Raw genomic sequence first — 25304 nt, 5'->3', positions numbered from 1 at the left:
ATGAGCCCGGGACAGGTTTTATTCCCGCAGTAAACGCACAAATTCTTCCGCACTTTTCAAACCCGCGATTTTCCCCGGTACATGCTTGTATAACGCCGTTGCGAGATAGCTGAATATTTTCAGTTCATGGCGCGCAGAGGCGCTGGCACAGGCGATAAGCAAATGGCTGACAGGCTCGTGATTGACTATCAACGGGTGGGAAAGCGTAATGAAAAAACCACGGAATGACGTCTCTTTCTCGCTCCAGCAATGGGGGATCGCGAGCTGGTTGACGATCAGATTTTCCCCTTCCTGCTCGCGCTGGCAAATTCGCCAGGCTTCATCAGCGGTTAACTGGCCTTGCTTCATCAGGCGCTGGCTGACCCGGGCGCAAATCTCAAGCCACGTGTCCTCGGGCAAATTCTCATCGTGAAAACAGCCTTCAACAGGAAACAGTCGGTCGAGATTTTGCCGAATAAATACCGTATCGAGAAAATCACGAATCTGACTAATGCCGGCCGGGGTGATGATATTGCGAATATTCAGCACATTATTGATGCTTTCATCGAGAACGAGATGGCTGTTATTGATAATACAGACGGGCTGGATTTCTTCGAGAAGCCCCACCAGCCCTGCCACGCTCCGCGCGATATGCACCCGGCAGTTCAACACATCGCGCTCAATCGCCAGTTTATTGATGGTGGCAATCGCGTTTTGCTCAGCCAGCAGAATGACCGGCCGCCGATCGGTCTGATGGCGTTCCAGCGCGCAGGCAAAGTACAGGCCGATCAAATCGCTGTCCGGGATGATAATTCCCTGCTGTTCCCGTAGTAACCCAATAAAGCGAATGCTCATGTCAAAAGCCACCGGCCATGCGGCTTTCAGGTTATTCATGCTACCCTGACGGCTTTCTGCGATCCACACGGGCGATGCCGCGCAGCGAGTAATATGCCCGGTTAAATCTTCAATCAGTTGTTCGTCCAGCACGCCGCCTGGGTGAGCATTTAGCGTTTCGGCTAACAGTTGCTGAATCAACTCTGGCGTCACTCTAGTGGCCTGACACTGCAATTCATCCAGCAACGAAATAAGCGCGTTAAGGGCTTTTTCGCTGAAATAAAACCCAGCATTTTCAATGCACAACGCCACTTCGTGATCCGCTTTTTTTATCGCGGTGCCGCGCAACAGGTTGCGCATTGCCCACACGGCAAGCACGACGCTGACAACATACTCATGCTCAACCGCAGGCCAGGCCTGGAGTGAAGAAAGGGATGACGTTAACCGTTCAACGGCGGCGAAGTTAAAGCCCGTCAAAGGGGAGATGAACGGGTCTTTTTTCAATAGATTAGCGAGAATAAGGATCTGTCGTGATTCCGGTTCATCAATGAAATAGCCCACACCGGGCCGCCCGGCGATACTGAATACTTTTTCGTAACGTTGACGCAATTTAACGAGCTTATCGGCAATCAACGTTTCCGGAAGACTGAGCGCATCGGCCAACTGGAGGCGCGTGGTGAAGCCGTTGAGCAACAGCAGCGCCAGCAGTTGGTCGTCGTTATCATGACGTTGGAGCAGTTGGAAATAGTGCTTTCGGTCGAGGATTTCCAGCTGTACGCCCGCGCTGCCCTGGCTGGTCACGCGGGCACGGCCGCTGAGGGTGAAATTCAGATAATCAATATCACGCGAAACGGTGCGCGCCGAAACGCCAGCTTGTTGCGCCAGCTCCGCTAAGGAACTCGGTTGATGCTCCAGTTTGACCAGAAGGGAAAGCTGACGTTCGTTAAGCATCCGTGTTTACCTGAAATCCCGCAAAGCCGCCACCGTATCACCATCCAACTTCTGCAACAGTGCGCGAGTCATCGTAAACAAAGCGTCATAATCATTTTCAGAAATCATCCCGCTATTGGCGTGCAGATAGCGTGTGGGCAGGCACAACGCCAGCACCGGACGCCCGCCGCCCATCACGTTATAGCGACCGCCGTCGGTGGCGCCCGTTTTCATGATGCAGCACTGCACGTTATATTCTGTCTCAGCGGCGCACGCTTTCAGCAGCGCGGTTAATTTCTGGTTCGGGAAATAACGCTTATCAAACAGCATTGCTGCCGGACCGCTGCCCAATTTCAGCGGGAATTTCACCTTATCAATGCCCGGCACATCGCCTGCCACGGCGGTATCGAGCACAATCACAACGTCCGGTTTGATATGCTCCGCCGAGGTTTGCGCCCCGCGCAGGCCCACTTCTTCTTCCACGCTCGCCACGCCATACAGCGTAATGTTTGGGTTATTTACGCTGAGAAAAAGCTCTGCCATCAAGGCGCATCCGGCGCGGTTATCCAGCGCCTTACCGACAATTTTATCGTCGCCCCATTTGGAAAAATTAGCCTCCGGGCTGACAAAATCACCCATCGATATACCACGTTTCTCCACTTCTTCGCGGCTGTTAGCACCAATATCGATAAACATCTCGTCAAACTCGACCGGCTGCTGCTTTTGCTTTTCAGTGAGTGCGTGAGGCGCAACCGAGCCGATCACGCCCGGAATATGCTGCCCTGAACGGGTACGCACGGTGACGCGATGGTTAAGCATCGACTGGCTCCACCACCCGCCGATAGTCACGAAACGCAGAAAACCGTCGTCGGTGATGTGGCTGACCATAAAACCGACTTCGTCCATATGCCCGACAATCGCCACTTTCGGGCCACGGTTGCCTTTACGGGCGATAAAGCTGCCGAGGCCGTCGAAACCAATCTCGTCTGCACTTTTTTCCAGCGTTGCGCGCAAAATATCGCGAACTTCCTGTTCATCACCGCTCACGGCGGTGGCGTCGCACAGTTGTTTAAGCAGTTCGTTGTTCATGGACGGTTTCCTGTTTAGCGGTTTTACGTTTCAGCCAAAGACCTTTCAGCAAAATAATCAAAGAGATGTTGAGCGCGAGCCCAATCGCCAGCACCAGATAGAACGAGCCAACGGGCGACATCAGCCCGATCAGCGGGTCGAACACGCCCAGCCCTGGCGCGAGGCGCTTAATGCCGAAGGCAATAACCAACATGCCGGTAATACCGCCGCTCAGTGTGTTGGCGGTGATCATCGGCAGTGGCGCTGCCAGTGCGTAGGGAATGGCCGGTTCAGTCGCGACCGTTGCACCCACCACAATCGCACTGCTTGCAGCGCTTTTTTCCTGTTGAGTGAACAGCTTTGGTGCCAGATATGTGGCGATACCCGCAGCCATTGGCGGCATTAACGCCACCACGCCGACAATCGCGTACCAGTCATAAATGTGTTTTTCGAGCAGTGAGAAGCAGAAGAACCAGGCGGTTTTGTTGATAGGCCCGCCCATATCAAAGGCCAGCATCGCGCCGACCAGGAAAGCCGCGCCGAGTTTCATTGAGGGCGGAATGGTGTTGAGGAAATGCAGTAAACCGCCCATCACATCGGACATAAACGGCCCGACGACGTAGTACGTCAGCACGCCAAAGACCAGTAGCGTGACGAAGGGGATAAGCATTGAACCCAGCAGCGGTTGCAGTGCTTTGCCGAGCCGCACTTTACGGAACCACAGCACAAAGTAGCCGATTGCCAGCCCCAACACGACTGCACCCAGGAAGCCCGCGCCGGATTGTGTACCGAGCAAACCTTTATCGTTGGCGAGATAGCAGACCAAAAACGCCGGGGCGAACGCCGGTTTATCGGCAATCGACGAAGCGATATACGCGCCCATAATCGGGATCATAAAGGTGAAACCGAGATAGCCGATGGATTCGACAACCCAGGTAAACGACGGGGCGCCTTTCGCCATATCGGTATACGGCAAGCCCATTTGCACCAGCATGTTGGCGATAGCAACCAGAATACCGCCGCCGATCACGAACGGCAGCGCAGCAGAAACACCCGCCATCAGGTGGCTCATCACGCTGCCCTGCACCACGTCCTGTTTACCGAGCTTCATGCTGCTGTCTGCGGTGAACGTCTGCGAATGGGTGGCTAACTGAGGGAAAATGCCATCGATATTTTTCAGCGCTTGCGAGATAGGGATTTCATAGACTTTTTTGCCGACGAAACGCTGCCGATCATCGTTACTGATGCCGCGTCCGGTGGCGAGTATGACGTAATCGGCGGCGGCGATTTCAGCGTCACTCAGACGGTTTTCAACGCCGCTCGACCCCTGCGTTTCCACGCGAATGGTGTGTCCGAGCTGACGGGCTTTTTGCTCCAGCGCTTCGGCGACCATATAAGTGTGCGCGATCCCCGCCGGGCAGTTGGTAATGGCAACAACGCGTAATGATGATTCCATAAGAGGTTCCTTTTTACTCGCTGAGCGTCTGGTTAAGCTGCGTCAGGATGTGGCTGACATCGCCCTGTTGCAGCTGGCTGATAAAATCGGCGTGGATAATTTTTCGGCACAGCGCGCCAATCATCTTCACCTGATTTTCTTCCCCTTCCTGCGGCACGCCGATGCAAATCCAGCAGTTGACCGGTTCGCCGTCGGCGGCCTGCCAGTCAACGGATTCAGTCTTGCGGGCGAACAAAACGAATGGCTGTTTGATGCAGGCGCTTTTACCGTGCGGGACGGCGATGCCTGAACCAAAGCCGGTTGAGTGCAATTTTTCGCGTTTAAGCAGCGTTTGCAGGAATTGGCTTTTATCGCTAACAAAGCCGCGCGCGTAAGCCATGTCGGCCAATTGCTTGAGGATCGAGTAGGCGGTATTGCCGCTGATGTTCAGATTGATGCAGTCGGGAGTGAGAAGCGCCATGCTGAAAGTCCGTCTAAAAAACAGACTCTCAGTGTAGCGATGAGCGCCAGGAAAGCTGACGGGCATTATGTCAGCCGGGGATGACAGAAACAGCGCTAAGTTTTGCGGGGTAGCGCACACTCAGGCCATAAAGCCCGAATGTGCTGAGCGGTTAATGCAGGCCGAAGTAGCGCAGCAACGCCGTCACAACGGCAGCGGCGACAATCACTACAATCAGCGGCATTTTGCGCCAGGCGAGGAACACCGCGACCGCCACACCGATGACGCGAGCGCTGCCTGCGAAATGGCTGCCTTCAAAGAAAGTGGCGGCCAGCGCGACGGCAAACAGTAACGTGGTGGCGGCATCATTGAGCAACGCCTGGGAGTGCTCGGAAAGCGCCAGTTTGTTGCCGAGCTTTGTACCGCCAAAACGCATCAGGTAAGTCCCGACGGACAGCACCACGATCCCGGCAATAATCCATAAAGTCTCGCCCATTATTTCTTCCTCGCGAAAAGGCCGAACAATGACAGCAACACCGGCACGCCAGCAGGGGCAAGCGGCACCGCCGCCAGTGAAATCACCGCGCCACTCATCGCGCGGATAAGCGTGGTGCGCTTTTTAAAGGCCGGGATCACCAGCGCGACCAGAATCGCCGGGAATACGGCATCAAGGCCAATGGTTTCCGGTGACGGCAATAATTTCCCGACGCCGCTACCCAGCAACACGCCGAGCGGCCAGAGGATGGCCACGCCGCAGCCGCAAAGCCAATAAGCGGCTTTACGTTGTTCGGCAGTCGGCTGTGACATGCCGAAAACCACGCTTTCATCGTTCATGATGTGGCAGCCAAGCAAGCCGGCGGCGCGTTTACCGACCAGATCGCGCACCGCGACACCAAATGGGATATGGCGGGCGTTAACCAATAATCCCGCAGCAGCCGCAGCCAACGGATTTCCGCCGCTGATGATGATGCCGAGGAACATAAATTCAGACGCACCGGCTAACACCAGAGTAGAAAGCGCAAGTGGCACCCAAAGCGGGAAGCCCCACGACATCGCCAGCGATCCATAGGAAACGCCGACCACGCCGACGGCGATATCGACCAGCAGGATTGCTTTAATGGTGTCGCCTTTCAGGCTGGGGAAGTAACGTCTGAACATACAATTTTGGCCATATCGAACGAGTTTCCATTATAATGAACGCTGTCAGATCGTTTTACAAGACGAACGATTCGTTCGATTTACACTTTATTGCGAGAAATACGGAGCCGTGAATGACACAGCCAATCAGCATGATCGCCAAAAGTCTGGTGCGAGAGCGTCAGCGAACCGGGCTTTCATTGGCGGAAATCGCGCGCCGCGCCGGGATTGCTAAATCTACGCTGTCACAGCTGGAAGCAGGTAATGGCAATCCTAGCCTGGAAACGCTGTGGTCGCTTTGTGTCGCACTGGATATTCCTTTTGCCCGGCTGCTTGAGCCGCAAACACCGACAACGCAGGTTATTCGTCGCGGTGAAGGCACAAAAGTGGTGGCTGAGCAGGCCAACTATCAGGCTATTTTGCTGGCAAGTTGCCCGCCGGGCGCACGTCGCGATATTTACTTGCTGATGACGCAACCTGGCGCAGACCGCATCTCTCAGCCGCATCCACCGGGTTCCGTTGAGCATATTATTGTGACGCAGGGCCGCGCGCTGGTTGGGCTGACAGATGCCCCGGAAGAGTTAAACGAAGGGGATTACATTTGCTATCCAGCCGACCAGGAACATGTTTTTAAGGCGCTGGAAGACGACACGCTGGCGATTCTGGTGGCCGAGCAGAATTAATGTAATTATGAGCGCTTTCGGGCGAAAGTGGCTCAGCCGTTATTGATAAGTAAAATTAAGCGTTGCAACGGCGTTAGCGGGCCCGGCGGTCACACTTGCTTTGGTTTGATAATATTGCGCGCTAAACGGAAACAGTTCTTGCCCACCTTCCGATTGCTTTAAGACGATATTTTTATTTAATTGAAGAGGTTGGTCATTATAGAGAATTTGTACACCCACGCCGCTGGCTGTCGAGTCACCAATTGCTAGCACACTTTTATCCGTCGTGTCACTATTCTGTACGCCGGTTAATGATACATTGATATTCGCATCGGGGTCGCATTGTAAGCCGACTTCAAAGCCTTTCTTTCCAACCTGACTGCCTACGCCTGTAAAGTTATCCAGAGTGATATTACCTAAGGCGGCTGTGATAGTTGATGAACTGGAAACGGAACAGGCGACAGGAATGATTTTCGTTGAGCTATCAAGCGTGATTTCTGCTATAGGCATTGAATCCGCTAATAATTTAAAAACCACGCCGGGGTTGATTGTACCGGCAGTCACCGGCCCGGTTTTAATGAGTTGGGCATGCATCGACCATTCCGCACTCGTATAAACACCGGCCCTATACTTCATATCTGACGGGATCGCGGAAGTGACAATAACACCGTCTTTAACTCTTATGCCAATACCCGGGACATTCGTATTATATGTCTTATAGACACCAGAGGCCTCTGTGTAAATCCCAAGGTTATCATGCTCTGTCCATGCCGTATCACAGCCGTACATACTAATGCCGGGCTCACCTGAATCCCAGGGCGAGGACTGGTAGGCAGTGGCAAGGACTGTACCAACGTCTGCATCTCGCTGCACAGTAACAGGGCCAAAATGAAATGATCTCGTTTGGTAACTGACACCCGTGGAAAAATAACATGTCGCCATTGAGGGCAAAGAGAAGCAGAGCAAGATAAGGGTGAATATCTTACTTTTTGAAATCCAGAAGTAACGAAATAACAAATTCAAAATCGAAATTCCTACAGTTAAATCAGGTGGCTATGGCGATTGGAAGGAGCATTAATGTTGCTGAAGTATTGCGTATGTGCTTTGAATAGAACGCTATGATATCCAGGTGAGGCTTGAGTTCTCTAGCGAAAATTCATCTCTTTTAGTACTGCTTTCTTCTTGCTCTCAATATGAAGGATTCAGCTTTTCCAATGTCACGTAAAACCCTTAATAAAGTGCAACTACGGAAACAACTAATAAACGCTATCAATAATAATGCGTGATTTTTTGTTTATTCATTTGTTTTTTATATGTCAAATAACAAGTGTGTTATCTGGCTCACGTTGTTGCTTATTTTTAATTCCTTTGATGTGCTCTTAATAATATGGTTTTTTGCGATGTGTTTATCCAGCGGTTCTGAGTGGCAAAATTCGCTTACTCACCACTGTTGTATTTCTCAAAATAATAACAATTAGAAATCTATCAATCGCAAATATATGTACTCGATGCGGAGTACATTTTCCCTATTATTGCCTCAAGGAACGTCGCGTATGAAGAAAACCACCCTGGCTATTGCTGTTGGGTTATTACTGGTAGCCCATTCAAGCACGGCAAAATCATCATCACTGACCGTTGAGCAACGTCTGCAACTGTTGGAAGAACGGCTGATCTCTGCCGAGAACCGAGCGCAAACAGCTGAAAAAGAAGTGCAGCAGCTTAAAGCGCAGCAAATTGCAGACAGAAAAGAAATTAAAGCTGTTCAGGAAAATGTAGAAGTACAAAGCGTCACGCCAAAATCTGAAACGGTGAAAAATGCGACGACCCCCGCATTATCGCTTTCCGGCTATGGTGATTTGAAAGTTTATGGTGATGTGGAATTCAATATGGATGCTGAAAGTCGCCACGGCTCAATCATTTCCAACCAGGATGACAGCAACGAACGTTGGGATTTGAATGGACGCATCCTGCTTGGGTTTGATGGCATGCGGAAATTGCAGAACGGCTATTTCGCTGGTTTCTCCGCGCAACCGTTGGCCGATATGCACGGCTCAATGAATCTCGATGATGCGGTGTTCTTCTTTGGTCAGGAACAAGACTGGAAAGTGAAAGTCGGGCGTTTCGAAGCATACGACATGTTCCCACTCAACCAGGATACGTTTGTTGAGCACTCGGGTGATACCGCCAATGACCTGTATGACGACGGTCATGGTTACATCTACATGATGAAAGAAGGTCGTGGCCGTTCCAACGATGGCGGCAACTTCCTGATGAGCAAACAGATCGATAACTGGTATTTCGAGCTGAATACTTTGTTGGAAGACGGAACCTCGCTGTACAACGAGAGCGATTATCACGGTCGTAATATGGAGCAGCAGAAAAATGTCGCCTATATGCGCCCGGTGGTGTCGTGGAGTGAAGGCGCATTCTCGGTGGCGGCTGCGATGGAAAGCAACGTGGTCAACAATGCCTATGGCTATTATGACGTAAACGGCCGCTTTATCGATCAGTCCGACCGTACCGGCTACGGTATGACAATGACCTGGAACGGCCTGAAAAATGATCCTGAAAACGGCGTCGTGTTCAATCTCAACACGGCCTATATGGATGCATCGGGCGAAGAAGATTTCACCGCCGGAGCCAACGCCTTATGGCATCGTTTCGAGCTGGGTTATATTTACGCGCATAACAAGATTGATGAATACAACGGCATGGTTTGTGATAACGACTGCTTGTTTGATGAAGCAGGCACCTACGACATTCACACCATTCATGCGTCCTACCAAATCCCTAACGTAATGGATATGCAGAACTTCAATATCTACCTCGGGGCCTACTGGTCGAAACTGCAAGGTGACAGCAGCGCCAGCAGCGACGACGATCGTTACGGCGGGCGCGTGCGGTTTAAATATTTCTTCTGATGACATAACGTCAAACCACCTACCCGGTAGCAGCCCTGCCGGGTATTTTGTACCCCTTCTTATTTCGTTTTATCCCTCTCCCTTCAGGCGTTTTGTTACAACCATCACTAATTTATTGCATCAATGCTTATGAAACAGAAAAGCGTTTGACTTATCAGTTGCTGCCAATCATTATTCTGCATCATCGATGATGAAGTGGAGTGGTAAGTGGAACATTGCCTGTTAAAAGAGCTCGCGAATATTAATGCAGGCTATCCGTTTCGCGGGAAAGTCCCAGAAGCATCGGCAGGTGAAATCGTCGTGGTGCAGATGAAAGACATTTCTCCTCAGGGCGATATTCAGTGGCAGAGCTGCATCAGAACCGAGCTTGAAAATAAACGCGAGCCTGACGGGCTATGCCCTGGCGACATTCTTGTCGCCGCTCGTGGAAACCGTAACTATGCGGTTCTGGTGGATGAAAATGGCCCGAAAAGCACGGCGCTGGCCGCCCCTCATTTTTATGTAGCCCGTATCAAGCGGCAGGATGTTTTACCGGAGTTTGTCGTCTGGTGGCTCAATCAGGGGCAAAGTCAGCGCTACTTTGAGCAAAGTGCGGAAGGCACGCTCACCAAAAGTATTCGCCGCACGGTGCTGGAAGAGGTGCCGGTTGCTTTACCCGACTTAGCCACGCAAAAAAGTATCGTGGCGTTAGCCCGCACGATCGCGAAAGAACGTCAGACAGCAGAACAGTTAATAGCCAACGGTGAGCGCATTCTTGCTGCCGTTGCCAGTGATTTAGCGTCAACGAAGACGCATTAATAAGGACGCCATCTTCATGAGTGAAAAAGTTAATCAGGACAGCATCAACAAGGCGCTGTGGTCAGTGTGTGATACCTTCCGTGGCACCATCAGTCCTGATACCTATCGGGATTTCATTCTCACCATGCTGTTTCTGAAATACATCTCAGACGTCTGGCAGGACCATTATGACGGCTATAAAGCCGAATATGGCGACGAGCCGGATCTGATCCGCGAGATGATGAAAAACGAACGTTTTGTTCTGCCGCCCGAGGCCAGTTTTTACGCGCTGTATGCACGCCGTCATGAAGCGGGCAACGGCGAGCGTATTGACCAGGCGCTGCACGCCATTGAAGAAGCTAACGGCACCAAGCTGAAAGACTCCGGTAAAAGCGTGTTCCAGGATATCTCGTTCAACACCGACAAACTCGGTGAAGAAAAACAGAAAAACACCATTCTGCGCCAGGTGCTGGAAGATTTCGCCAAAGCAGAGCTTAACCTGAAACCCAGCCGCGTAGGCTCGCTGGACGTGATCGGCAACGGCTATGAGTATCTGATTAAAAACTTTGCGGCCAGCGGCGGGCAAAAAGCCGGTGAGTTTTATACCCCGCCGGAAGTGTCTGACCTGTTGGCTGAGCTGCTGGACCCGCAACCGGGCGATACGATTTGTGACCCGGCGTGTGGCTCCGCTTCACTGCTGATGAAGTGCGGTCGCAAAGTGCGCGACAACCACAACAGTAAAAGCTATGCGCTGTACGGTCAGGAAGCGATTGGCTCCACCTGGTCATTCGCCAAAATGAACATGTTCCTGCACGGCGAAGACAACCACAAAATCGAGTGGGGCGACACCATTCGCAACCCGAAACTGCTGGATAAAAACGCCGATCTGATGCTGTTCGATATCGTGACCGCCAACCCGCCGTTCAGCCTCGATAAATGGGGCCATGAAGATGCGGCAAGCGATCGCTTTGGGCGCTTTGCGCGCGGCGTGCCGCCGAAAACCAAAGGCGATTACGCGTTTATTCTGCATATGATAGACACCCTGAAACCGAAAAGCGGACGCATGGGCGTGGTGGTGCCGCACGGCGTACTGTTCCGAGGTTCAACGGAAGGCAAAATCCGTGAAAAGCTGATTGAAGAAAACCTGCTGGACGCGGTTATCGGCCTGCCGGAAAAACTGTTCTTCGGCACCGGTATTCCGGCAGCAATCCTTATCTTCAAAAAAGAGAAGGTCGATGAAAACGTGCTGTTTATCGACGCCAGCCGCGAGTTTACTTCCGGTAAAAACCAGAACCAGCTCAGCGCTGAGAACATCGCCAAAATCGTCAAAACCTACCGCAACGGCGATAACGTAGAGAAGTACGCGCACCTCGCCACGTTGCAGGAGATCCGCGATAACGACTACAACCTCAATATCCCGCGCTACGTGGATACTTTTGAGGAAGAAGAAGAGATCGACCTGATGGCAGTCCGCACCGAGCGTCTGGCGTTAAAGAAAGAACTGGATGCGCTGGAAGTCGAAATGGCGGGGTATCTGAAGGAGCTGGGTTATGGCGCGTGAAATGAGTGAAAATATACTACCCGCTGGCTGGAAAATGTGTTTGCTAGATTCTGTGGCTAAAAGAGGAAGTGGTCATACTCCTAGTAAAAACTTCCCTGAATATTGGAATGGCGGCATAAAATGGGTTTCATTAAGTGATTCCAGTAGATTAGATAAAGGTTATATTTCCAAAACAGATAAAGAAATATCTGATTTAGGAATTAAAAAATCTTCTGCAGTTGTTCATCCAAAGGAGACGGTTGTTGTTTCCAGAGATGCGGGTGTTGGAAAAAGTGCTGTATTAGCCGAACCAATGGCTGTAAGCCAACACTTTATTGCATGGCAATGTGACAATGAATGTCAGATGAATAGCTGGTTTTTATATTATTGGTTGCAATCAATGAAGTCTGAGTTTGAACGCCAAGCGATTGGCTCTACAATAAAGACCATTGGACTTCCTTATTTTAAAAAACTTAAGTTAGGGGTTCCCGTTTATAGTGAACAACAGACAATCGCCAAAATCCTCTCAACTTGGGATAAGGCTATTTCTGTTACAGAACAGTTGATCAGCACTGCTCGGCAGCAGAAAAAATCGCTGATGCAAGAGTTGTTAACACATCAGCGCAGGCTTCCAGGATTTGATGGGGAATGGGAGCTGAAGTTTTTAGGAGAGATTTCAAAGCCACAGCAATGGGCTACGATCACATCATCTGAGTTATTGGATGACGGTTTTCCTGTTTATGGAGCGAATGGTTTTATTGGTTACTACAGTGAATTCAACCACGAGGAAGAAACAGTAACTGTAACTTGTCGAGGGTCAACCTGCGGAGAAGTATCACTTATTCCTGCGAGGAGTTATATAACAGGCAATTCAATGTGCCTTGATGAAATAGATAATGAAATAACTTCATATGAATTTATTTATCATCTGCTTACATTTAGAGGGTTTAATGACGTTATTTCAGGTTCAGCGCAGCCCCAAATTTTTGGTAATGCTATTAAGAAAGTAAAAATTAATCTACCCCCTTTAAAAGAACAACAAAAAATTGCCCAGGTCCTAACAGCTGCCGACCGCGAAATCGAATTGTATCAACAAAAACTCGCGGGTTTGAAGCAGGAAAAACAGGCGCTGATGCAGCAGTTATTAACTGGCAAGCGGCGCGTGGTGGTTTAACGTCACGCTCTCTGACTCTACAACATTAAGGATAACGTTATGACCCATTCATCTCTTTCTCCGGCACCTGAAGGGGAGTTCATCTTTTTTCAGTCAGCTGATGGGAAAGTACGGCTGGAGTGCCGTTTTGAGTCGGAGACGCTGTGGCTTTCTCAGGCGATGATTGGCGATCTCTATGGCAAGGCCAAAGCGACGATCAGCGAGCATATCAGCAATATCTTTGCCGAAGGTGAAGTTGATGAAAATTCAGTTGTTCGGTTTTACCGAACAACTGCCGCTGATGGTAAAAACTATAATGTTCAATATTTTAGTCTGCCGTTGATCCTTTCTGTTGGCTATCGCGTGCGCTCTTCGCGCGGTACGCAGTTCCGCCAATGGGCAACGCAGACCCTGCAAGAGTACCTGATTAAAGGCTTCGCGATGGATGACGAACGCCTGAAGAACCCGCCGGTCGGCAAATCGCGGGTGCCTGATTACTTCGATGAGATGCTGGAACGCATCCGCGATATTCGCTCCAGCGAACGGCGTGTTTATCTGCGCGTGTTGGATATATTCACGATGGCAGCGGACTACCAGCCTTCGAATAAAGACACCACGCTCTTTTTCCGCGTCATTCAAAATAAACTGCATTACGCCAGCACGGGGTTAACCGCAGCGGAACTCATTGCACAGCGCGTGGATGCCAGCTTGCCCAATATGGGGCTGACCAGTTTTAAATATGATGAAGTGCGTCGCACCGATGTCACCATTGCCAAAAATTACCTCAGCGAAACGGAAATCGATGAGCTGAACCGCATTGTCTCCATGTGGCTGGATTTCGCCGAAGATCAGGCTCGACGCCGTCAGCAGGTCTTTCTGCAGGACTGGCAAACGAAACTCGACCAGTTCCTGGCTTTTAACGATCGTGAAATATTGACCAATGGTGGCTCAATCAGCAAAAAAAAGGCGGATGAAAAAGCGCAACACACCTTTGATGATTTTGCACTGCGCCGACGTCGTCTAAAAGAAGCAGAAGGTGAGCGCTGTAATATCGACGTTTTACGCGCCATCGCCAGCAAAGAAAAAAAGGACCGCTAAGATGCATGCATTGCCGCCAAAATTTCAGGAAGCCTACAGCGCTAAATATCCGGCGCTGGTGCTGCTGAGCCAAATGGGCTGGTCTTATCTCAATCCTGCACAGGCGCTGATGGCCCGCAACGGTAAGGCCGATGAAGTGGTGCTGCGTACAGAGTTGCGCCAGCAGCTCGCTAAACGCCGTTTTACCTTTGCGGGTCAGGATTATCCGCTGTCGGAAAAATCCATCGATAACCTGATTCATGAGGTGTGCAGCCCGGCGCTGAATGAAGGGCTGAGCACCGCCAACGAAAAACTGTATAACCATCTGCTGTACGGTATTTCGGTTACCGAGTTTGTGGACGGTAAAAAGGTCAGCACCACTGTGTCGCTTATCGACTGGCAGGATGAAGCCAACAATAGCTTCTTATTTACTGATGAATTTACCGTCACGCGCGCGTCCGGTATTGGCGTGCGTCGGCCTGATATTGTCTGTTTTGTGAACGGTATTCCACTGGTCATTGTTGAGGCTAAACGCCCTGACAGCCACAGCAGCAAAGGGCCGACCGTCGAGGAAGGTATTTCCCAGAGCCTGCGAAACCAACAGGTTGACGAGATCCCCCGTCTTTTTGCCTATAGCCAGTTATTGTTGTCGGTTAATGGTATTGATGGGCGCTATGGCACTTGTGGTACGCCGCAAAAATTCTGGGCTGCCTGGCGTGAAGAAGACATCTCCGACGCGCTCATGCAGACGTTAAAAAATACGCTTCTTACGCCAGAACAAGTCAGTGCTCTGTTTGCGCATCGCCACGAAGGCGATCTGGCGTGGTATGAGACCTGGCGGGCCGGTGGGCTGGTGGTCAGTAAACAGGATCAATTATTTATCAGCCTGCTTTCCCCCGCTCGTCTTCTGGAAATGACGCGTCTTTTCACTCTGTTTGATAAGAAAGTGGGCAAAATTGTTGCCCGTTATCAGCAGGTGTTTGGCATTAAGCGCCTGATTGAACGCATCAGCACCAAACGGTCTGACGGTGGGCGCGAAGGGGGCGTTATCTGGCATACGACCGGTACTGGCAAGTCGTTCACCATGGTGATGTTGAGCCGGGCACTGCTGATGGTCGAAGGCCTCAAGCAGTGCCGGATTGTGGTGGTGACGGACCGAACCGATCTGGAAACGCAGCTCAGTAATACGTTTGCGTCTGGCGGTGAGCTTGCCGGGAAAAACGACCGCAAGCTGGCGATGGCGACCACGGGCGTGCGTCTGGCGGAGCAAATTGGTAGCGGCACCGAACGCATTATTTTCTCGCTGATCAACAAATTTAATACAGCCACGCGCTTGCCGGAATGCGTGAATACCAGCGCGGATATTATTGTGCTGATCGACGAGGGCCACCGCAGCCAGGGCGGGGAAAACAATATTCGCATGCAACAGGCGTTGCCGAATGCGGCGTTTGTTGCTTTCACCGGTACGCCATTGCTGAAAGACGATAAAACCACCAATAAATTTGGCCCCATCGTGCACGCTTACACCATGCAACGTGCGGTGGATGACGGCACGGTGACGCCGTTATTGTACGAAGAACGGCAGCCCGATTTAGACACTAACGCGCGCGCGATTGATAAAGGGTTCGAGCGGATCACGCAAGGGCTGACTGAAGAGCAGCAAACTGATCTGAAACGTAAATATGCGCAAAAGGGGCAGGTTTACCATGCGGACGATCGTATTCGGTTAATTGCGGAAGATATCGCGGACCATTTCTCAAAGCACATGGGAAATCACCTGAAAGGGCAGTTGGCGTGCGACAGTAAAGCGTCGGCGATTAAATATAAAAAATATCTCGATGAGATTGGGCTATTTGAATCGGCCGTCGTCATGAGCCCGCCGGATACCCGTGAGGGAAATACCGATATCGACGTTCAGTCAATGCCGGAAGTCAGTCGGTGGTGGAAAGAGAATGTCGGCACAACCGATGAAAAAGCCTGGACCCGCCATTTAGTTGAGCGCTTTGCGGATGACGATGCGCTGAAAATACTGATTGTGGTTGATAAGCTGCTGACCGGTTTTGATGAACCTAAAAACACGGTGCTGTATATCGATAAACCCCTCAAAGGCCATAACCTGATTCAGGCGATTGCTCGCGTTAATCGTCTGCATCCGGAGAAAGAATTTGGCCTGTTGATTGATTATCGGGGCATTCTGGCGGAACTGGATACCACCCTCGCGCAATATCAGGATTTGGCCTCTCGCACACAGGGAGGCTATGACATCAATGATATCTCAGGCTTATACCGTGCGATGAGCAGCGAATATAAGCGCTTACCGCAGCTGTATAAAACGCTGTGGGCTATCTTCAAAGACGTCAAAAATAAGCATGACCATGAACAAATGCGTCAGGTTTTAGTGCCGAAAATAGAAGATCGCGACGGGGAACTGGTTGATGTGAATCTCAAAGTCAGGGAAGACTTCTACCAGGCGCTGACGGCTTTCGCTAGCTGCCTTAAAGTCGCGCTTCAGTCAGTGACGTTTTTTGAAGATAAGAGTTTCAGCGAAGCGGACCGACAGCATTATAAAGAGGCGTTGAAAAACTTTTCCAGTCTGCGGCAGTTGGCTAAACAGGATGCCGGTGAAAGCGTGGATTATGGTGAGTACGCCGGGCAAGTGAAGAAATTACTCGATAAACATGTAGTGGGTGTTGAGGTTCGGGAGCCTGCCGGTGTTTATGAAGTCAACAGAATGGGGAAACGGTTGGCACCTGAAACCTGGTCTGAAGATAAAACGCGTAATGAAACGGACATCATTAAAACGCGGGTAACCAGAATGATTGAGCAGACGTTGCGTGACGATCCTTATGCGCAGGAAGCATTCTCATCCTTGCTCAGAAAAGCGATAGAAGAAGCGGAAAGTCTGTTTGACCACCCTATAAAACAGTATCTGATATTTGATGCGCTTGAGGAACAGGTGAAGTCCCGAACGCTGGAGAGCATTCCGGATGTTTTTGGCGGTAATCACCATGCGCAGGCTTACTACGGCGTGTTTAAAAAAATCCTGCCGCAGGTTTTTGATATTGCAGATGAACAGGTACAAACCCATTGGAGCAAACTGGCCTTTGCCGTTGACGAACTGGTGACCCAATCCGTGTCTGAAAACTCTGTTAATCCACAGAATATCGAGGCCGACATTCGAAAAAACCTGCTACCGAAGATGTTCCTGGAGTGCAAAAACATTGGCGGCGGCATGGATCAGGTGAATCGCATTGTCGAAATGGTGGTGCAGATCACCCGGGTCGGGCTGAGCGTGGTGTGAAGGGAATAAAATGAGCGTGAGAATTCCGCGAGCCGTCGTGGAGGCGAATCGACCCGGCCTCTCTTTCTGGTATGGCGATGAACCGATTCGTTTCGAACGGGTAAACCGTACGAGCCAAAAATCGCAGGTGCTGATTAAGGTTCATCCTGACTGCCGGATTCAGGTTGCGGCCCCTCATGCGGTCAGCAACGATGAAGTGCTTAATGCAGTTAAAAAGCGGGCGCGCTGGATTTGGTTGCAACTGCGCGATTTTCGGCAACAGCTTGAGCATGTGACGCCTCGCCGTTATATCAGCGGAGAAGGCCATTATTATCTCGGCAAACAGCATATGTTAAAAGTAGTTGAAGATAAGGCTGAGATCCCACGTGTGAAATTGCTGCGCGGCAGACTTGAGGTCGTGGTGCGTGAACGCCATCCCGAAACGGTGCGCCAGCTGCTGGACAGGTGGTACAAGCAACGCGCCAGGGAGGTCTTTGCCCGCAGGCTGAACGAGGTCATGGCGCAGGCGCTGTGGGTCGAAAAGCTGCCAGCGATGCGAATACAAACGATGCAAACACAATGGGGAAGCTGTTCACCTTCAGGGCGCTTAACGCTGAATCCTCACCTGGTTAAAGCCCCGCGCGAATGCATTGATTACGTGATTCTGCACGAGCTTTGCCATCTTGCGGAGCACAATCACAGCGAACGTTTTTATCGTTTGATGAATCAGGTGATGCCCGGATGGGAAAAAGTGAAAACCCGGCTGGATAATATGGCCAGTAAGCTGTTGTCCTCTGCCGCCGAAGCCGCAGAGGACAGTGGAGTTTAAGGCAGCCAGAACACCTCTTTCAGTTCCGCACTCACCGGGCTGTTGTCCGGATTGGACGGCATCACTTCACCCATGTATTTCCACCAGCGCTGGCAGACATCGGTGCTGGCAACCGCATTCCAGCGTTCTTCTGACTCAATCTCAACCGTGGCGAACAGCAGGTTGCGCGCCTTATCGAGATAAATGGCGTAATGGTGCGCGCCATGCGCTTTCAGCACCGCTTCCAGTTCCGGCCAGATAGGGTTGTGGCGGCGCTCATATTCTTCATGGGTATGTGGATGTACCTGCATGACAAACGCTTTGCGGATCATAATGCCTCCAGATACAGCTCGCGAACTTCATCACGGCTGGCGGTGCGCGGGTTGCACGGTGCGCATGGGTCGGCGAGCGCTTTGTCCAGCCAGCCTTCGATATCGGCTTTGGTGACGCCGAGTTGGCTGAAACCGGATGGAATCCCGACGCGGGCGCTTAAATCGCGAATCGCCTGAATCGCCGCCATGCTGGCCGCTTCGTCGCTCATGCCGCGCGTATCAACGCCCATCGCCTGTGCCACGCGAGCGAAACGGACCACCGCGTTCGGGCGGTTAAAGTTTTCGATGATGGGCAGCAGGATAGCGTTGCAGACGCCGTGCGGCAGATTGTGCGTCGCGCCTGGCTGATGTGCCAGCGCGTGAACCAAACCCAGACCTGCGCTGTTAAAGGCCATTCCCGCCAGATATTGACCGAAGGCCATTTGCTCGCGCGCTTCCAGATCATGCCCATTATCGACCGCTTTCGGCAGCCACAGAGTGATCAGGCGAATCGCTTCCAGCGCGTTGGCGTCAGTCAGCGGGTGTGCGCCGACGGAGACAAACGCTTCAACGGCGTGGGTCAACGCATCCATCCCGGTCGCAGCGGTGACAGAGGCAGGGATGTCGAGCATTACGCTGGCATCGTCCACGGCGATGTCCGGGATAATGTTTGAATCGATAATGACTTCTTTCACCTGGCGTTCGCTATCGATGATTACTGCGTTGCTGGTCATCTCTGCCGCTGTTCCGGCGGTGGTGTTGATCGCCACCAGATGCACGCCAGGGTTTTTCACTTTGCCGACGCCGGAGTAGCTTGTTGACGGCCCTGGGTTTGCGGTAAGAATTTTGATCGCTTTGGCGGTGTCGATCGGGCTGCCACCGCCAAACGCAATAATGTAATCACACTGCGCGTCCTGATAAGCCTGATAGCCTTTCTGCACCAGCGCTTCGGTTGGATTAGGGAACACGTCATCAAACAGGTGATATGACATCTCGTGGTGGTCCAGCGCGGCAAACAGGGTGTCGAGCAGGCCCATTTTGACCAAATGTCCGTCGGTGACAATCAGCGCTTTACCCCACTGTTTATCCGCCACCAGATTAACCATATCACCAATAGCGCCCGCGCCGTGCAGGCTGATTTTCGGCAGTGCCAACATAAAACTCATGCTTATTCTCCTTAATATTGCTGTGATTTTACGCCCGGCGGCGCTGCGCTCATTAGGCCGACTTTCGTCGGCTCAATAGATGCAATGCCACCCGGCGTTAATTCCGTCTTCGCTGTAAAATGTGCCGCGTAATAATCGGCAGCGAAATCACTACGATCAGCATCGCGCCGATGATTATTGACATCACAATGCCCGGCACGTTAAGCAGGCTCAGGCCAAACGTCACCAGTCCCATCAGGAACGCGGCAATAATCACGCCGACCATGCTGCCGGAGCCGCCAAGAATATTGACGCCGCCGAGCACCGCCATTGTCACCACAGATAACTCCCAGCCGAGCGCAATGGTCGGGCGCGTGCTGCCCAAACGTGATGTCAGCAGCACCGCTGCCAGCCCGGACATCAAACCGACCAACACGAACAGGATCAGGTTGTGGCGTTTAACGTTTATGCCTGAATACCAGGCCCCGGTGGGGTTGTTGCCGATGGCAAACGTGCGGCGACCAAAATTGGTTTTGTGCAGCACGAAGGTGAATACCGCCGCCAGCACGATAAACAGGGCGAACTCAAACGACAGCGCGCCCCACACATAGCCCTGACCAAACCAGGCAAAACTCGGCGGGTACTGGTTCAGCGCCTGATCGCCAAGCAGGATGTAGGAAATCCCGCGAAACAGGCTCATGGTGCCGATGGTGATCACGATGGAAGAAAGGTTCAGCCGTGTGACCAGCAAGCCATTCACCAACCCACACAACACGCCCACGCCAAGCCCTACGCAGATCAGCAATGGCGTATCCACTCCCGCCGCCGCGCAGAAGCCCATCGCCGTGGAACTGAGCGCGATAATGGCCGCCACCGACAGGTCAATTTCACGGGCGATAATCAGCATCGCCATCGGCAACACGATGATCGCTTTTTCAGTGAAGTTGAACGTGGCATCCGACAGGTTCCAGATATTGAGGAAGTAGGGCGATGCGAACGCGTTTACCACGAACACTGCCAGCGTGACCGCCAGCAAAAAACCTTCCCAGCACGCCAGGCGCTGGAAAATGGACGGTGTGGATGACGGGGTTTGCACTTCGTCAGTCGTCAGCATTTTGCTCATGATTTCACCGCCATTTTTTGCCGGGCCAGCGCCGCATCACGCAGGATCAGACGGCCTTTGCGTTTGTTGCCGCGCTCGTTGAGCACCACCGCAATCACAATCACCGCGCCGGAAATCGCCATTTGCCAGAAAGGCGATACGCCGATCACCGGCAGCGCGTTGTTGATGACGCCGAGGAACAATGCGCCGAACAGGCAGCCGAGCACGCGCCCGGTGCCGCCCATGGTGCTGATCCCGCCGATCACACAGGCTGCAACGACCTGTAATTCGAAGCCGTTGGCGACATCCACATAGGCCACCGCGAAGCGAGAAATCCACAGATATCCGCAAAATCCGGCGAGTGCACCGGAAAGGCAAAAGCTGACGAACTGCATTTTCCCGGCGTTGATCCCGGTGTAATACGCCGCCGTGGCGTTGCCGCCAGCGGTGTACAGTGCGCGTCCGGTGCGGCTGTAACGCAGGAAATAACCGACCAACAACAGCGCGGCGATGGCGCACCAGCTCAGCACCGGTAAGCCCAACAATGACGCACGCGGCAGGCCGAGAAAATCAGCGCTCATTTGGTTGGAGTTCACCCAGCCGCCGTTGGAGAGCAGAAAAATAATCCCGCGATAAATGCTCATGGTGCCAAGCGTCACCACAATCGCCGGGATGCCCAGTTTCCACACCAGCAACCCGTTGATGACGCCCATGATGAGGCCGAGCAAAGTCGCCAGCGCCAGCAGCGCTATGACGGGAATCTCCGGATGATGGAAATTCAGCAGCGCCACAATCATGCCGGTGAGCGCCAGATTGGCGGCCATCGACAGGTCAATGCCTTTGGTGAGTAGCACCATCATCTGACCGAGGGCGAGGATTATCAGGATCGCCGTGTCGTTGAACATTTCCACCAGATTACCGGGGGCGATAAATGACGGTGTACGGCTGCCGATGACAGCAACCAACAACACGATCACCGCCGCGAGCAGTGCTTCACGGTGTTTAAGCAGAGATCGCCACATCATGCCGCCTCCCTTCCCGCACCGCTGGCGGCGCTGACGATCACTTCCGCCGTCGCTTCGCCTGCGCGGTATTCCGCCACCATCAACCCTTCGTGCATCACGATGATGCGGTCCGCCATGCCCATCACTTCCGGCAGTTCAGACGACACCATAATTACCGCCAGGCCTTGCCCCACAAGTTCAGACATAAACTGGTGAACGGCGGCTTTTGAGCCGATATCAATGCCTTTGGTCGGCTCGTCGAGAATAATGACCTCCGGATGCGTGGCGAGCCATTTGCCGATCACCACTTTCTGCTGATTGCCGCCGGAAAGCGTTTCTACCGGCTGTCGCCAGTTTGCGGCTTTGACCTGCAAGCGCGTGGCGTAGTTATCCGCCAGTTGCCATTCGCGATCGTCATGCAGAATGCCGTTCGGATTGAGCTTGCGCAGTTGCGGCAGGCTGATGTTCTGCGCGATCGGTAATTCGATAATTGCGCCCTGTTTTTGCCGCTCTTCCGGCACGCAGACAATCCCGGCGTTGATGGCATCGGCAGGCTGGTGGAAATGAACGGGTTTGCCATTCAGGATAATTTCACCTGACGACGGTTTGGTTACGCCCGATAGCGCCTGCATCAGCTCGGTGCGTCCAGCGCCTACGAGCCCGTAGAAGCCCAGAATTTCGCCTTTGCGCAGGTTGAAATTGATGTGCGCAAACTCGGTGGGATGACACAAGTCTTTGACTTCCAACACCGTGTCGCCGGGTTCGCACGCCACTTTCGGGAAGGTCTGTGTAATGGCGCGCCCAACCATCATCGCCACCATTTTCTCTTCGGTGATGTCGTGAATGTTGCCCGCACCCACGAACACGCCATCGCGCAAAATGGTGTAGTGATCGGCCAGTTCGAAGATTTCATCGAACTTGTGCGAGATAAACAGGATCGCTTTGCCGTCCTGTTTCAGACGCTCAACAATCTGATAAAACTCCAGAATTTCATGTTGCGAAAGGGCCGCGGTGGGTTCGTCGAGGATCACGACTTGCGCATCGAACGACAATGCTCGGGCGATGGCGACCATGTGCCGTTGAGCGATGCTCAGGGTTTTTAGCGTCGCACGCGGGTCAATTTGCACTTCGAGACGAGCGAGCAGTGCCTGCGCCCTGCGGTGCATTTCCGGCCAGTCGAGCTTCTTCAAAAAGCCTTTATACAGATACTGGCCGACGAAAATGTTCTCGGTCACCGAGAGTTCATCGAACAGTACGGTTTCCTGGTGAATCGCGGTGATCCCCACTTTATGCGCAGAGTCTGGCGTCGGCAGCTGGATAGGGATCGCTTTATAAAGGATCTCGCCCTCGTCGGGCTGATAAATGCCGGTCATCACTTTGACCAGCGTGGATTTTCCGGCACCGTTTTCGCCAATCAGGGCGGTCACTTTGCCGGGCCACAGGCTGAGCTGCACGTTTTCCAGCGCGCGCACGCCCGGAAAGAACTTGCTGATGCCCGTGAGCTGTAGCAATGGGGTGGATTCGGTCATGAAAGTTCTCCGTCAAAGGGTCCTGTAGGGCGGGTAAGCGACTGCGCCCCCGCCGTGTTGCCGGATGGCGCTACGCTTATCCGGCCTACAAAACGCATCAGAAAATTTTGGAGAACTTATCAATATTGCTGGCATCGTAAACGAACGGCTTCGCCATCGCGCCGTTACCGTCAGCGTCCAGTGTAACTTTGCCGAGTTTACCCATGCTGGCCTCGGTTTTGGTGGCACTGCCTTTCACCAGATCGTCGGCTAAATAAGTCGCCGCATAGCCGAGATCGATAGGGTTCCAGATAGCAAAACTTTTGCTCGCACCCGATTTGATTGCGCCTGCCATTTCGGACGGCAAGCCTAAGCCCGTCACATACACTTTGCCGATTTTGCCCTGATCTTTCACCGCCTGCGCCGCCGCCACAATGCCGACGGAAGAAGGCGAGACAATCACTTTCAAGTCAGGGTAGGTTTTCAGCAAACCGACCGCTTCGCGGTAACTTTTATCGGAAAGGTCATCACCGTAGGCAACGGTCACCAGATTGATGGACGGATACTGCGGCAGTACTTTTTTCATCTCCGCAATCCAGATGTTCTGGTTGGTGGAGGTTGGCGTGGCGCTAAGGATCGCCACATCGCCTTTTTCGACATTCAGCGCTTTCAACGCATCGGCGGCCAGCTTAACGTTGGTTTCGCCAATCAACGCGTTATTGGAAGGATTCAAATGGATCTGACGCCCAGCCTGCGCGACGCCGGAATCCCAGGACACCACTTTGATACCCCGCTGCATCGCTTTTTTCAGCACCGGCACCAGCGCGTCCGGATCGTTGGCTGAGATGGCTATCGCATCCACCCCTTGGGCGATCAAGCCGTTCAGCACTTCGATCTGCGCTTCTGCGGTGGTGGTGGTTGGACCGGTATAAATGACTTTGACGTCACCTAACTCTTTTGCCGCTTCCTGCGCGCCAACGTTGGCGGCCTCAAAAAATCCATTTCCCAGCGATTTTGCCACCAGGGCGATTTTTACTTCAGCAAATGCAGAACTGGACAGCGCCAGTGCGGCAACGGTGAGGATCAAGCTTGGTTTTATTTTCATTGCTTTTACTCCACTTCGAGTTAGTTCCCGTCGTCTTTCACGCTGCAGATGCGTTGGCTTCTTGCACCGCGAAATCCATAGGGAATGGTAGGGTTGCAGGTGTAATTTCGCCCCGTCTCAGTGAGCGGGGCGCGATGTTGTTATGCGTAAAGTGCTAATGCTGAAGCCATCGGGGTCACGCCAAAGCGTTTGCCGAGGGCGATCAGTTCTTCCCGGGTGATGGTTTGTTTCATGCCGCCCATTGAGTAAACCTTCACCAGAACTTCTGCCGATTTCTCGGCGGTATCAATCAAGCCAAAAGCTTCATCGAGTGTTGGGCCGCTGCCGAATACGCCGTGGAATGGCCACAGCACCAGCGAATGTTTCTGCATGTCGGTGGCCGTTGCCTGACCGATTTCATCGGTGCCCGGCACCATCCACGGCAGAATGCCGACACCGTCCGGGAACACCACCAGACACTCGGTGCTGCCTTCCCACAGTTTGCGGGTGATGAAATCGCTGCTGTTTTCCAGCACGTAGGTCAGGGCGATCAGGTTGGTGGCATGGCAGTGCATGATTACGCGGTCTTTGCCGTTGGTCGCTTTGATACGCTCGCAATGGGAAAGGAAATGCGCTGGCAGCTCTGACGTTGGCACTGCTTCGTGCGTCAGCCCCCAAAGAATGTGGTAGCCCGCACCGTCGCTGTCCACTTTCACCACGCCTAAATTCGCGGAGGGATCGAGCTGCACGTTGCGGAAGAATTTGCCGGAACCGGTCACGATGAACGGCGTGTTAGCCAGCGCAGGCATCGGTTGGCTTAAGGCGATGTAGCGTGGTTTCTGATGGAAATCTGCTTCAAATGGCGCGATGTCGGCTTCGTCGAGGCGCAGCGTCAGGTTGCCGCCGTTACGTTCGTCCCAACCTTTCAGCCACGCGTCGGTGGTGGCTTTGATCATGCCCTGAACGAACCAGGAATGGGTGATGGTCTGCATAGTCTTGTGATTCCTTTGAAAATGCCGGGTAGCGTTTTGCTTACCCGGCCTACATGTATTCGTTGGCCCGGCAAGCAACGCGCCGCCGGGCGGTGTT

The 25304-nt window shown here is 52.6% G+C and carries 22 protein-coding genes; 8 read left to right on the top strand and 14 right to left on the bottom strand.

What is annotated here, in order from left to right:
- Window positions 1-18: 18 nt before the first annotated feature.
- The 6 genes from VH187_RS06035 to VH187_RS06010 form a co-directional block, all read right to left on the bottom strand.
- Window positions 19-1764, bottom strand: a complete 1746-nt coding sequence (locus VH187_RS06035) for a putative frv operon regulatory protein (RefSeq protein ID WP_329700583.1) — start codon at window positions 1762-1764, stop codon at window positions 19-21.
- A gap of 6 nt (window positions 1765-1770) precedes the next feature.
- Entirely contained in the window at window positions 1771-2832 is a 1062-nt protein-coding gene (locus VH187_RS06030; protein ID WP_329700582.1) for an aminopeptidase, read from the bottom strand.
- Window positions 2813-4267, bottom strand: a complete 1455-nt coding sequence (locus VH187_RS06025) for a PTS fructose-like transporter subunit IIBC (protein ID WP_329700581.1) — start codon at window positions 4265-4267, stop codon at window positions 2813-2815. The genes VH187_RS06030 and VH187_RS06025 overlap by 20 nt, the downstream gene beginning before the upstream one ends.
- 13 nt (window positions 4268-4280) lie before the next feature.
- Window positions 4281-4727, bottom strand: a complete 447-nt coding sequence (locus VH187_RS06020; RefSeq protein ID WP_329700580.1) for a PTS fructose transporter subunit IIA — start codon at window positions 4725-4727, stop codon at window positions 4281-4283.
- 151 nt (window positions 4728-4878) lie between these two features.
- The gene (locus VH187_RS06015; RefSeq protein WP_329700579.1) at window positions 4879-5202 is read right to left on the bottom strand and encodes an AzlD domain-containing protein; all 324 of its coding nucleotides are present in this window, start codon (window positions 5200-5202) and stop codon (window positions 4879-4881) included.
- On the bottom strand, window positions 5202-5864 hold the full coding sequence (locus tag VH187_RS06010) for an AzlC family ABC transporter permease (protein WP_329700578.1): 663 nt from the start codon (window positions 5862-5864) through the stop codon (window positions 5202-5204). The genes VH187_RS06015 and VH187_RS06010 overlap by 1 nt, the downstream gene beginning before the upstream one ends.
- A gap of 113 nt (window positions 5865-5977) precedes the next feature.
- Between VH187_RS06010 and VH187_RS06005 the strand changes: the two genes are divergently transcribed.
- Window positions 5978-6526, top strand: a complete 549-nt coding sequence (locus VH187_RS06005; protein WP_329700577.1) for a helix-turn-helix domain-containing protein — start codon at window positions 5978-5980, stop codon at window positions 6524-6526.
- A gap of 39 nt (window positions 6527-6565) precedes the next feature.
- Here the strand turns inward: VH187_RS06005 and VH187_RS06000 are convergent, their stop codons facing one another.
- Window positions 6566-7528 carry a fimbrial protein gene (locus tag VH187_RS06000; RefSeq protein WP_329700576.1) on the bottom strand — a complete coding sequence of 321 codons (963 nt, stop codon included), beginning with the start codon at window positions 7526-7528 and terminating at the stop codon, window positions 6566-6568.
- A gap of 530 nt (window positions 7529-8058) precedes the next feature.
- Here VH187_RS06000 and VH187_RS05995 point away from each other — a divergent pair.
- From VH187_RS05995 to VH187_RS05965, 7 genes are all read left to right on the top strand, one after another.
- Window positions 8059-9426 (top strand): carbohydrate porin, encoded by a 1368-nt coding sequence (locus VH187_RS05995; RefSeq protein ID WP_329700575.1) that lies wholly within the window; start codon window positions 8059-8061, stop codon window positions 9424-9426.
- A gap of 207 nt (window positions 9427-9633) precedes the next feature.
- A complete protein-coding gene (locus tag VH187_RS05990) occupies window positions 9634-10224 on the top strand; it encodes a restriction endonuclease subunit S (RefSeq protein WP_329700574.1) in 591 nt (196 codons plus the stop codon).
- A gap of 16 nt (window positions 10225-10240) precedes the next feature.
- Window positions 10241-11764, top strand: a complete 1524-nt coding sequence (locus VH187_RS05985) for a type I restriction-modification system subunit M (RefSeq protein WP_329700573.1) — start codon at window positions 10241-10243, stop codon at window positions 11762-11764.
- The gene (locus VH187_RS05980) at window positions 11754-12917 is read left to right on the top strand and encodes a restriction endonuclease subunit S (RefSeq protein ID WP_329700572.1); all 1164 of its coding nucleotides are present in this window, start codon (window positions 11754-11756) and stop codon (window positions 12915-12917) included. The genes VH187_RS05985 and VH187_RS05980 overlap by 11 nt, the downstream gene beginning before the upstream one ends.
- A gap of 39 nt (window positions 12918-12956) precedes the next feature.
- Window positions 12957-13994 carry a virulence RhuM family protein gene (locus VH187_RS05975; RefSeq protein WP_329700571.1) on the top strand — a complete coding sequence of 346 codons (1038 nt, stop codon included), beginning with the start codon at window positions 12957-12959 and terminating at the stop codon, window positions 13992-13994.
- A 1-nt stretch (window position 13995) separates the two neighbouring features.
- Window positions 13996-17274, top strand: coding sequence for a type I restriction endonuclease subunit R (locus VH187_RS05970; protein WP_329700570.1), 3279 nt, complete (start codon window positions 13996-13998; stop codon window positions 17272-17274).
- A 10-nt stretch (window positions 17275-17284) separates the two neighbouring features.
- Window positions 17285-18082 (top strand): M48 family metallopeptidase, encoded by a 798-nt coding sequence (locus VH187_RS05965; protein ID WP_329700569.1) that lies wholly within the window; start codon window positions 17285-17287, stop codon window positions 18080-18082.
- Here VH187_RS05965 and rhaM read toward each other — a convergent pair.
- From rhaM to rhaD, 7 genes are all read right to left on the bottom strand, one after another.
- Window positions 18079-18393, bottom strand: coding sequence for an L-rhamnose mutarotase (gene rhaM, locus VH187_RS05960; RefSeq protein ID WP_329700568.1), 315 nt, complete (start codon window positions 18391-18393; stop codon window positions 18079-18081). The two genes, VH187_RS05965 and rhaM, sit on opposite strands and share 4 nt — an antisense overlap.
- Complete coding sequence (fucO, locus tag VH187_RS05955) at window positions 18390-19538, bottom strand: lactaldehyde reductase (protein ID WP_329700567.1); 1149 nt, start codon at window positions 19536-19538, stop codon at window positions 18390-18392. The genes rhaM and fucO overlap by 4 nt, the downstream gene beginning before the upstream one ends.
- A gap of 97 nt (window positions 19539-19635) precedes the next feature.
- Window positions 19636-20640 carry an ABC transporter permease gene (locus tag VH187_RS05950; protein WP_329700566.1) on the bottom strand — a complete coding sequence of 335 codons (1005 nt, stop codon included), beginning with the start codon at window positions 20638-20640 and terminating at the stop codon, window positions 19636-19638.
- A complete protein-coding gene (locus tag VH187_RS05945) occupies window positions 20637-21644 on the bottom strand; it encodes an ABC transporter permease (protein WP_329700565.1) in 1008 nt (335 codons plus the stop codon). Before VH187_RS05945 ends, VH187_RS05950 begins: the two co-directional genes overlap by 4 nt.
- Entirely contained in the window at window positions 21641-23152 is a 1512-nt protein-coding gene (locus VH187_RS05940) for a sugar ABC transporter ATP-binding protein (RefSeq protein WP_329700564.1), read from the bottom strand. Before VH187_RS05940 ends, VH187_RS05945 begins: the two co-directional genes overlap by 4 nt.
- A 97-nt stretch (window positions 23153-23249) precedes the next feature.
- A complete protein-coding gene (gene rhaS / locus VH187_RS05935) occupies window positions 23250-24236 on the bottom strand; it encodes a rhamnose ABC transporter substrate-binding protein (protein WP_329700563.1) in 987 nt (328 codons plus the stop codon).
- A gap of 140 nt (window positions 24237-24376) precedes the next feature.
- Window positions 24377-25207 (bottom strand): rhamnulose-1-phosphate aldolase, encoded by an 831-nt coding sequence (rhaD, locus tag VH187_RS05930; RefSeq protein ID WP_329700562.1) that lies wholly within the window; start codon window positions 25205-25207, stop codon window positions 24377-24379.
- Between the last annotated feature and the right edge of the window lie 97 nt (window positions 25208-25304).

Origin of the sequence: Scandinavium sp. (assembly GCF_036271055.1) — a bacterium.
Taxonomy (GTDB): Bacteria; Pseudomonadota; Gammaproteobacteria; order Enterobacterales; family Enterobacteriaceae; genus Scandinavium.
Note: the sequence above shows the minus strand (reverse complement) of the source record. Positions and strands in the feature narration are given on the sequence as shown.

What these genes read in the sequence shown, in the direction of transcription:
- VH187_RS05995 (WP_329700575.1), top strand. Translation starts at nt 8,059, where the DNA reads ATGAAGAAAACCACCCTGGCTATTGCTGTTGGGTTATTACTGGTAGCC.
- VH187_RS05970 (WP_329700570.1), top strand. Translation starts at nt 13,996, where the DNA reads ATGCATGCATTGCCGCCAAAATTTCAGGAAGCCTACAGCGCTAAATAT.
- VH187_RS05985 (WP_329700573.1), top strand. Translation starts at nt 10,241, where the DNA reads ATGAGTGAAAAAGTTAATCAGGACAGCATCAACAAGGCGCTGTGGTCA.
- VH187_RS06015 (WP_329700579.1), bottom strand. Translation starts at nt 5,202, where the DNA reads ATGGGCGAGACTTTATGGATTATTGCCGGGATCGTGGTGCTGTCCGTC.
- VH187_RS05980 (WP_329700572.1), top strand. Translation starts at nt 11,754, where the DNA reads ATGGCGCGTGAAATGAGTGAAAATATACTACCCGCTGGCTGGAAAATG.
- VH187_RS05975 (WP_329700571.1), top strand. Translation starts at nt 12,957, where the DNA reads ATGACCCATTCATCTCTTTCTCCGGCACCTGAAGGGGAGTTCATCTTT.
- VH187_RS05965 (WP_329700569.1), top strand. Translation starts at nt 17,285, where the DNA reads ATGAGCGTGAGAATTCCGCGAGCCGTCGTGGAGGCGAATCGACCCGGC.
- fucO (WP_329700567.1), bottom strand. Translation starts at nt 19,538, where the DNA reads ATGAGTTTTATGTTGGCACTGCCGAAAATCAGCCTGCACGGCGCGGGC.
- VH187_RS06010 (WP_329700578.1), bottom strand. Translation starts at nt 5,864, where the DNA reads ATGTTCAGACGTTACTTCCCCAGCCTGAAAGGCGACACCATTAAAGCA.
- VH187_RS05945 (WP_329700565.1), bottom strand. Translation starts at nt 21,644, where the DNA reads ATGATGTGGCGATCTCTGCTTAAACACCGTGAAGCACTGCTCGCGGCG.
- VH187_RS06030 (WP_329700582.1), bottom strand. Translation starts at nt 2,832, where the DNA reads ATGAACAACGAACTGCTTAAACAACTGTGCGACGCCACCGCCGTGAGC.
- rhaM (WP_329700568.1), bottom strand. Translation starts at nt 18,393, where the DNA reads ATGATCCGCAAAGCGTTTGTCATGCAGGTACATCCACATACCCATGAA.
- VH187_RS06020 (WP_329700580.1), bottom strand. Translation starts at nt 4,727, where the DNA reads ATGGCGCTTCTCACTCCCGACTGCATCAATCTGAACATCAGCGGCAAT.
- VH187_RS05950 (WP_329700566.1), bottom strand. Translation starts at nt 20,640, where the DNA reads ATGAGCAAAATGCTGACGACTGACGAAGTGCAAACCCCGTCATCCACA.
- rhaD (WP_329700562.1), bottom strand. Translation starts at nt 25,207, where the DNA reads ATGCAGACCATCACCCATTCCTGGTTCGTTCAGGGCATGATCAAAGCC.
- VH187_RS06005 (WP_329700577.1), top strand. Translation starts at nt 5,978, where the DNA reads ATGACACAGCCAATCAGCATGATCGCCAAAAGTCTGGTGCGAGAGCGT.
- VH187_RS06035 (WP_329700583.1), bottom strand. Translation starts at nt 1,764, where the DNA reads ATGCTTAACGAACGTCAGCTTTCCCTTCTGGTCAAACTGGAGCATCAA.
- VH187_RS05940 (WP_329700564.1), bottom strand. Translation starts at nt 23,152, where the DNA reads ATGACCGAATCCACCCCATTGCTACAGCTCACGGGCATCAGCAAGTTC.
- VH187_RS06025 (WP_329700581.1), bottom strand. Translation starts at nt 4,267, where the DNA reads ATGGAATCATCATTACGCGTTGTTGCCATTACCAACTGCCCGGCGGGG.
- rhaS (WP_329700563.1), bottom strand. Translation starts at nt 24,236, where the DNA reads ATGAAAATAAAACCAAGCTTGATCCTCACCGTTGCCGCACTGGCGCTG.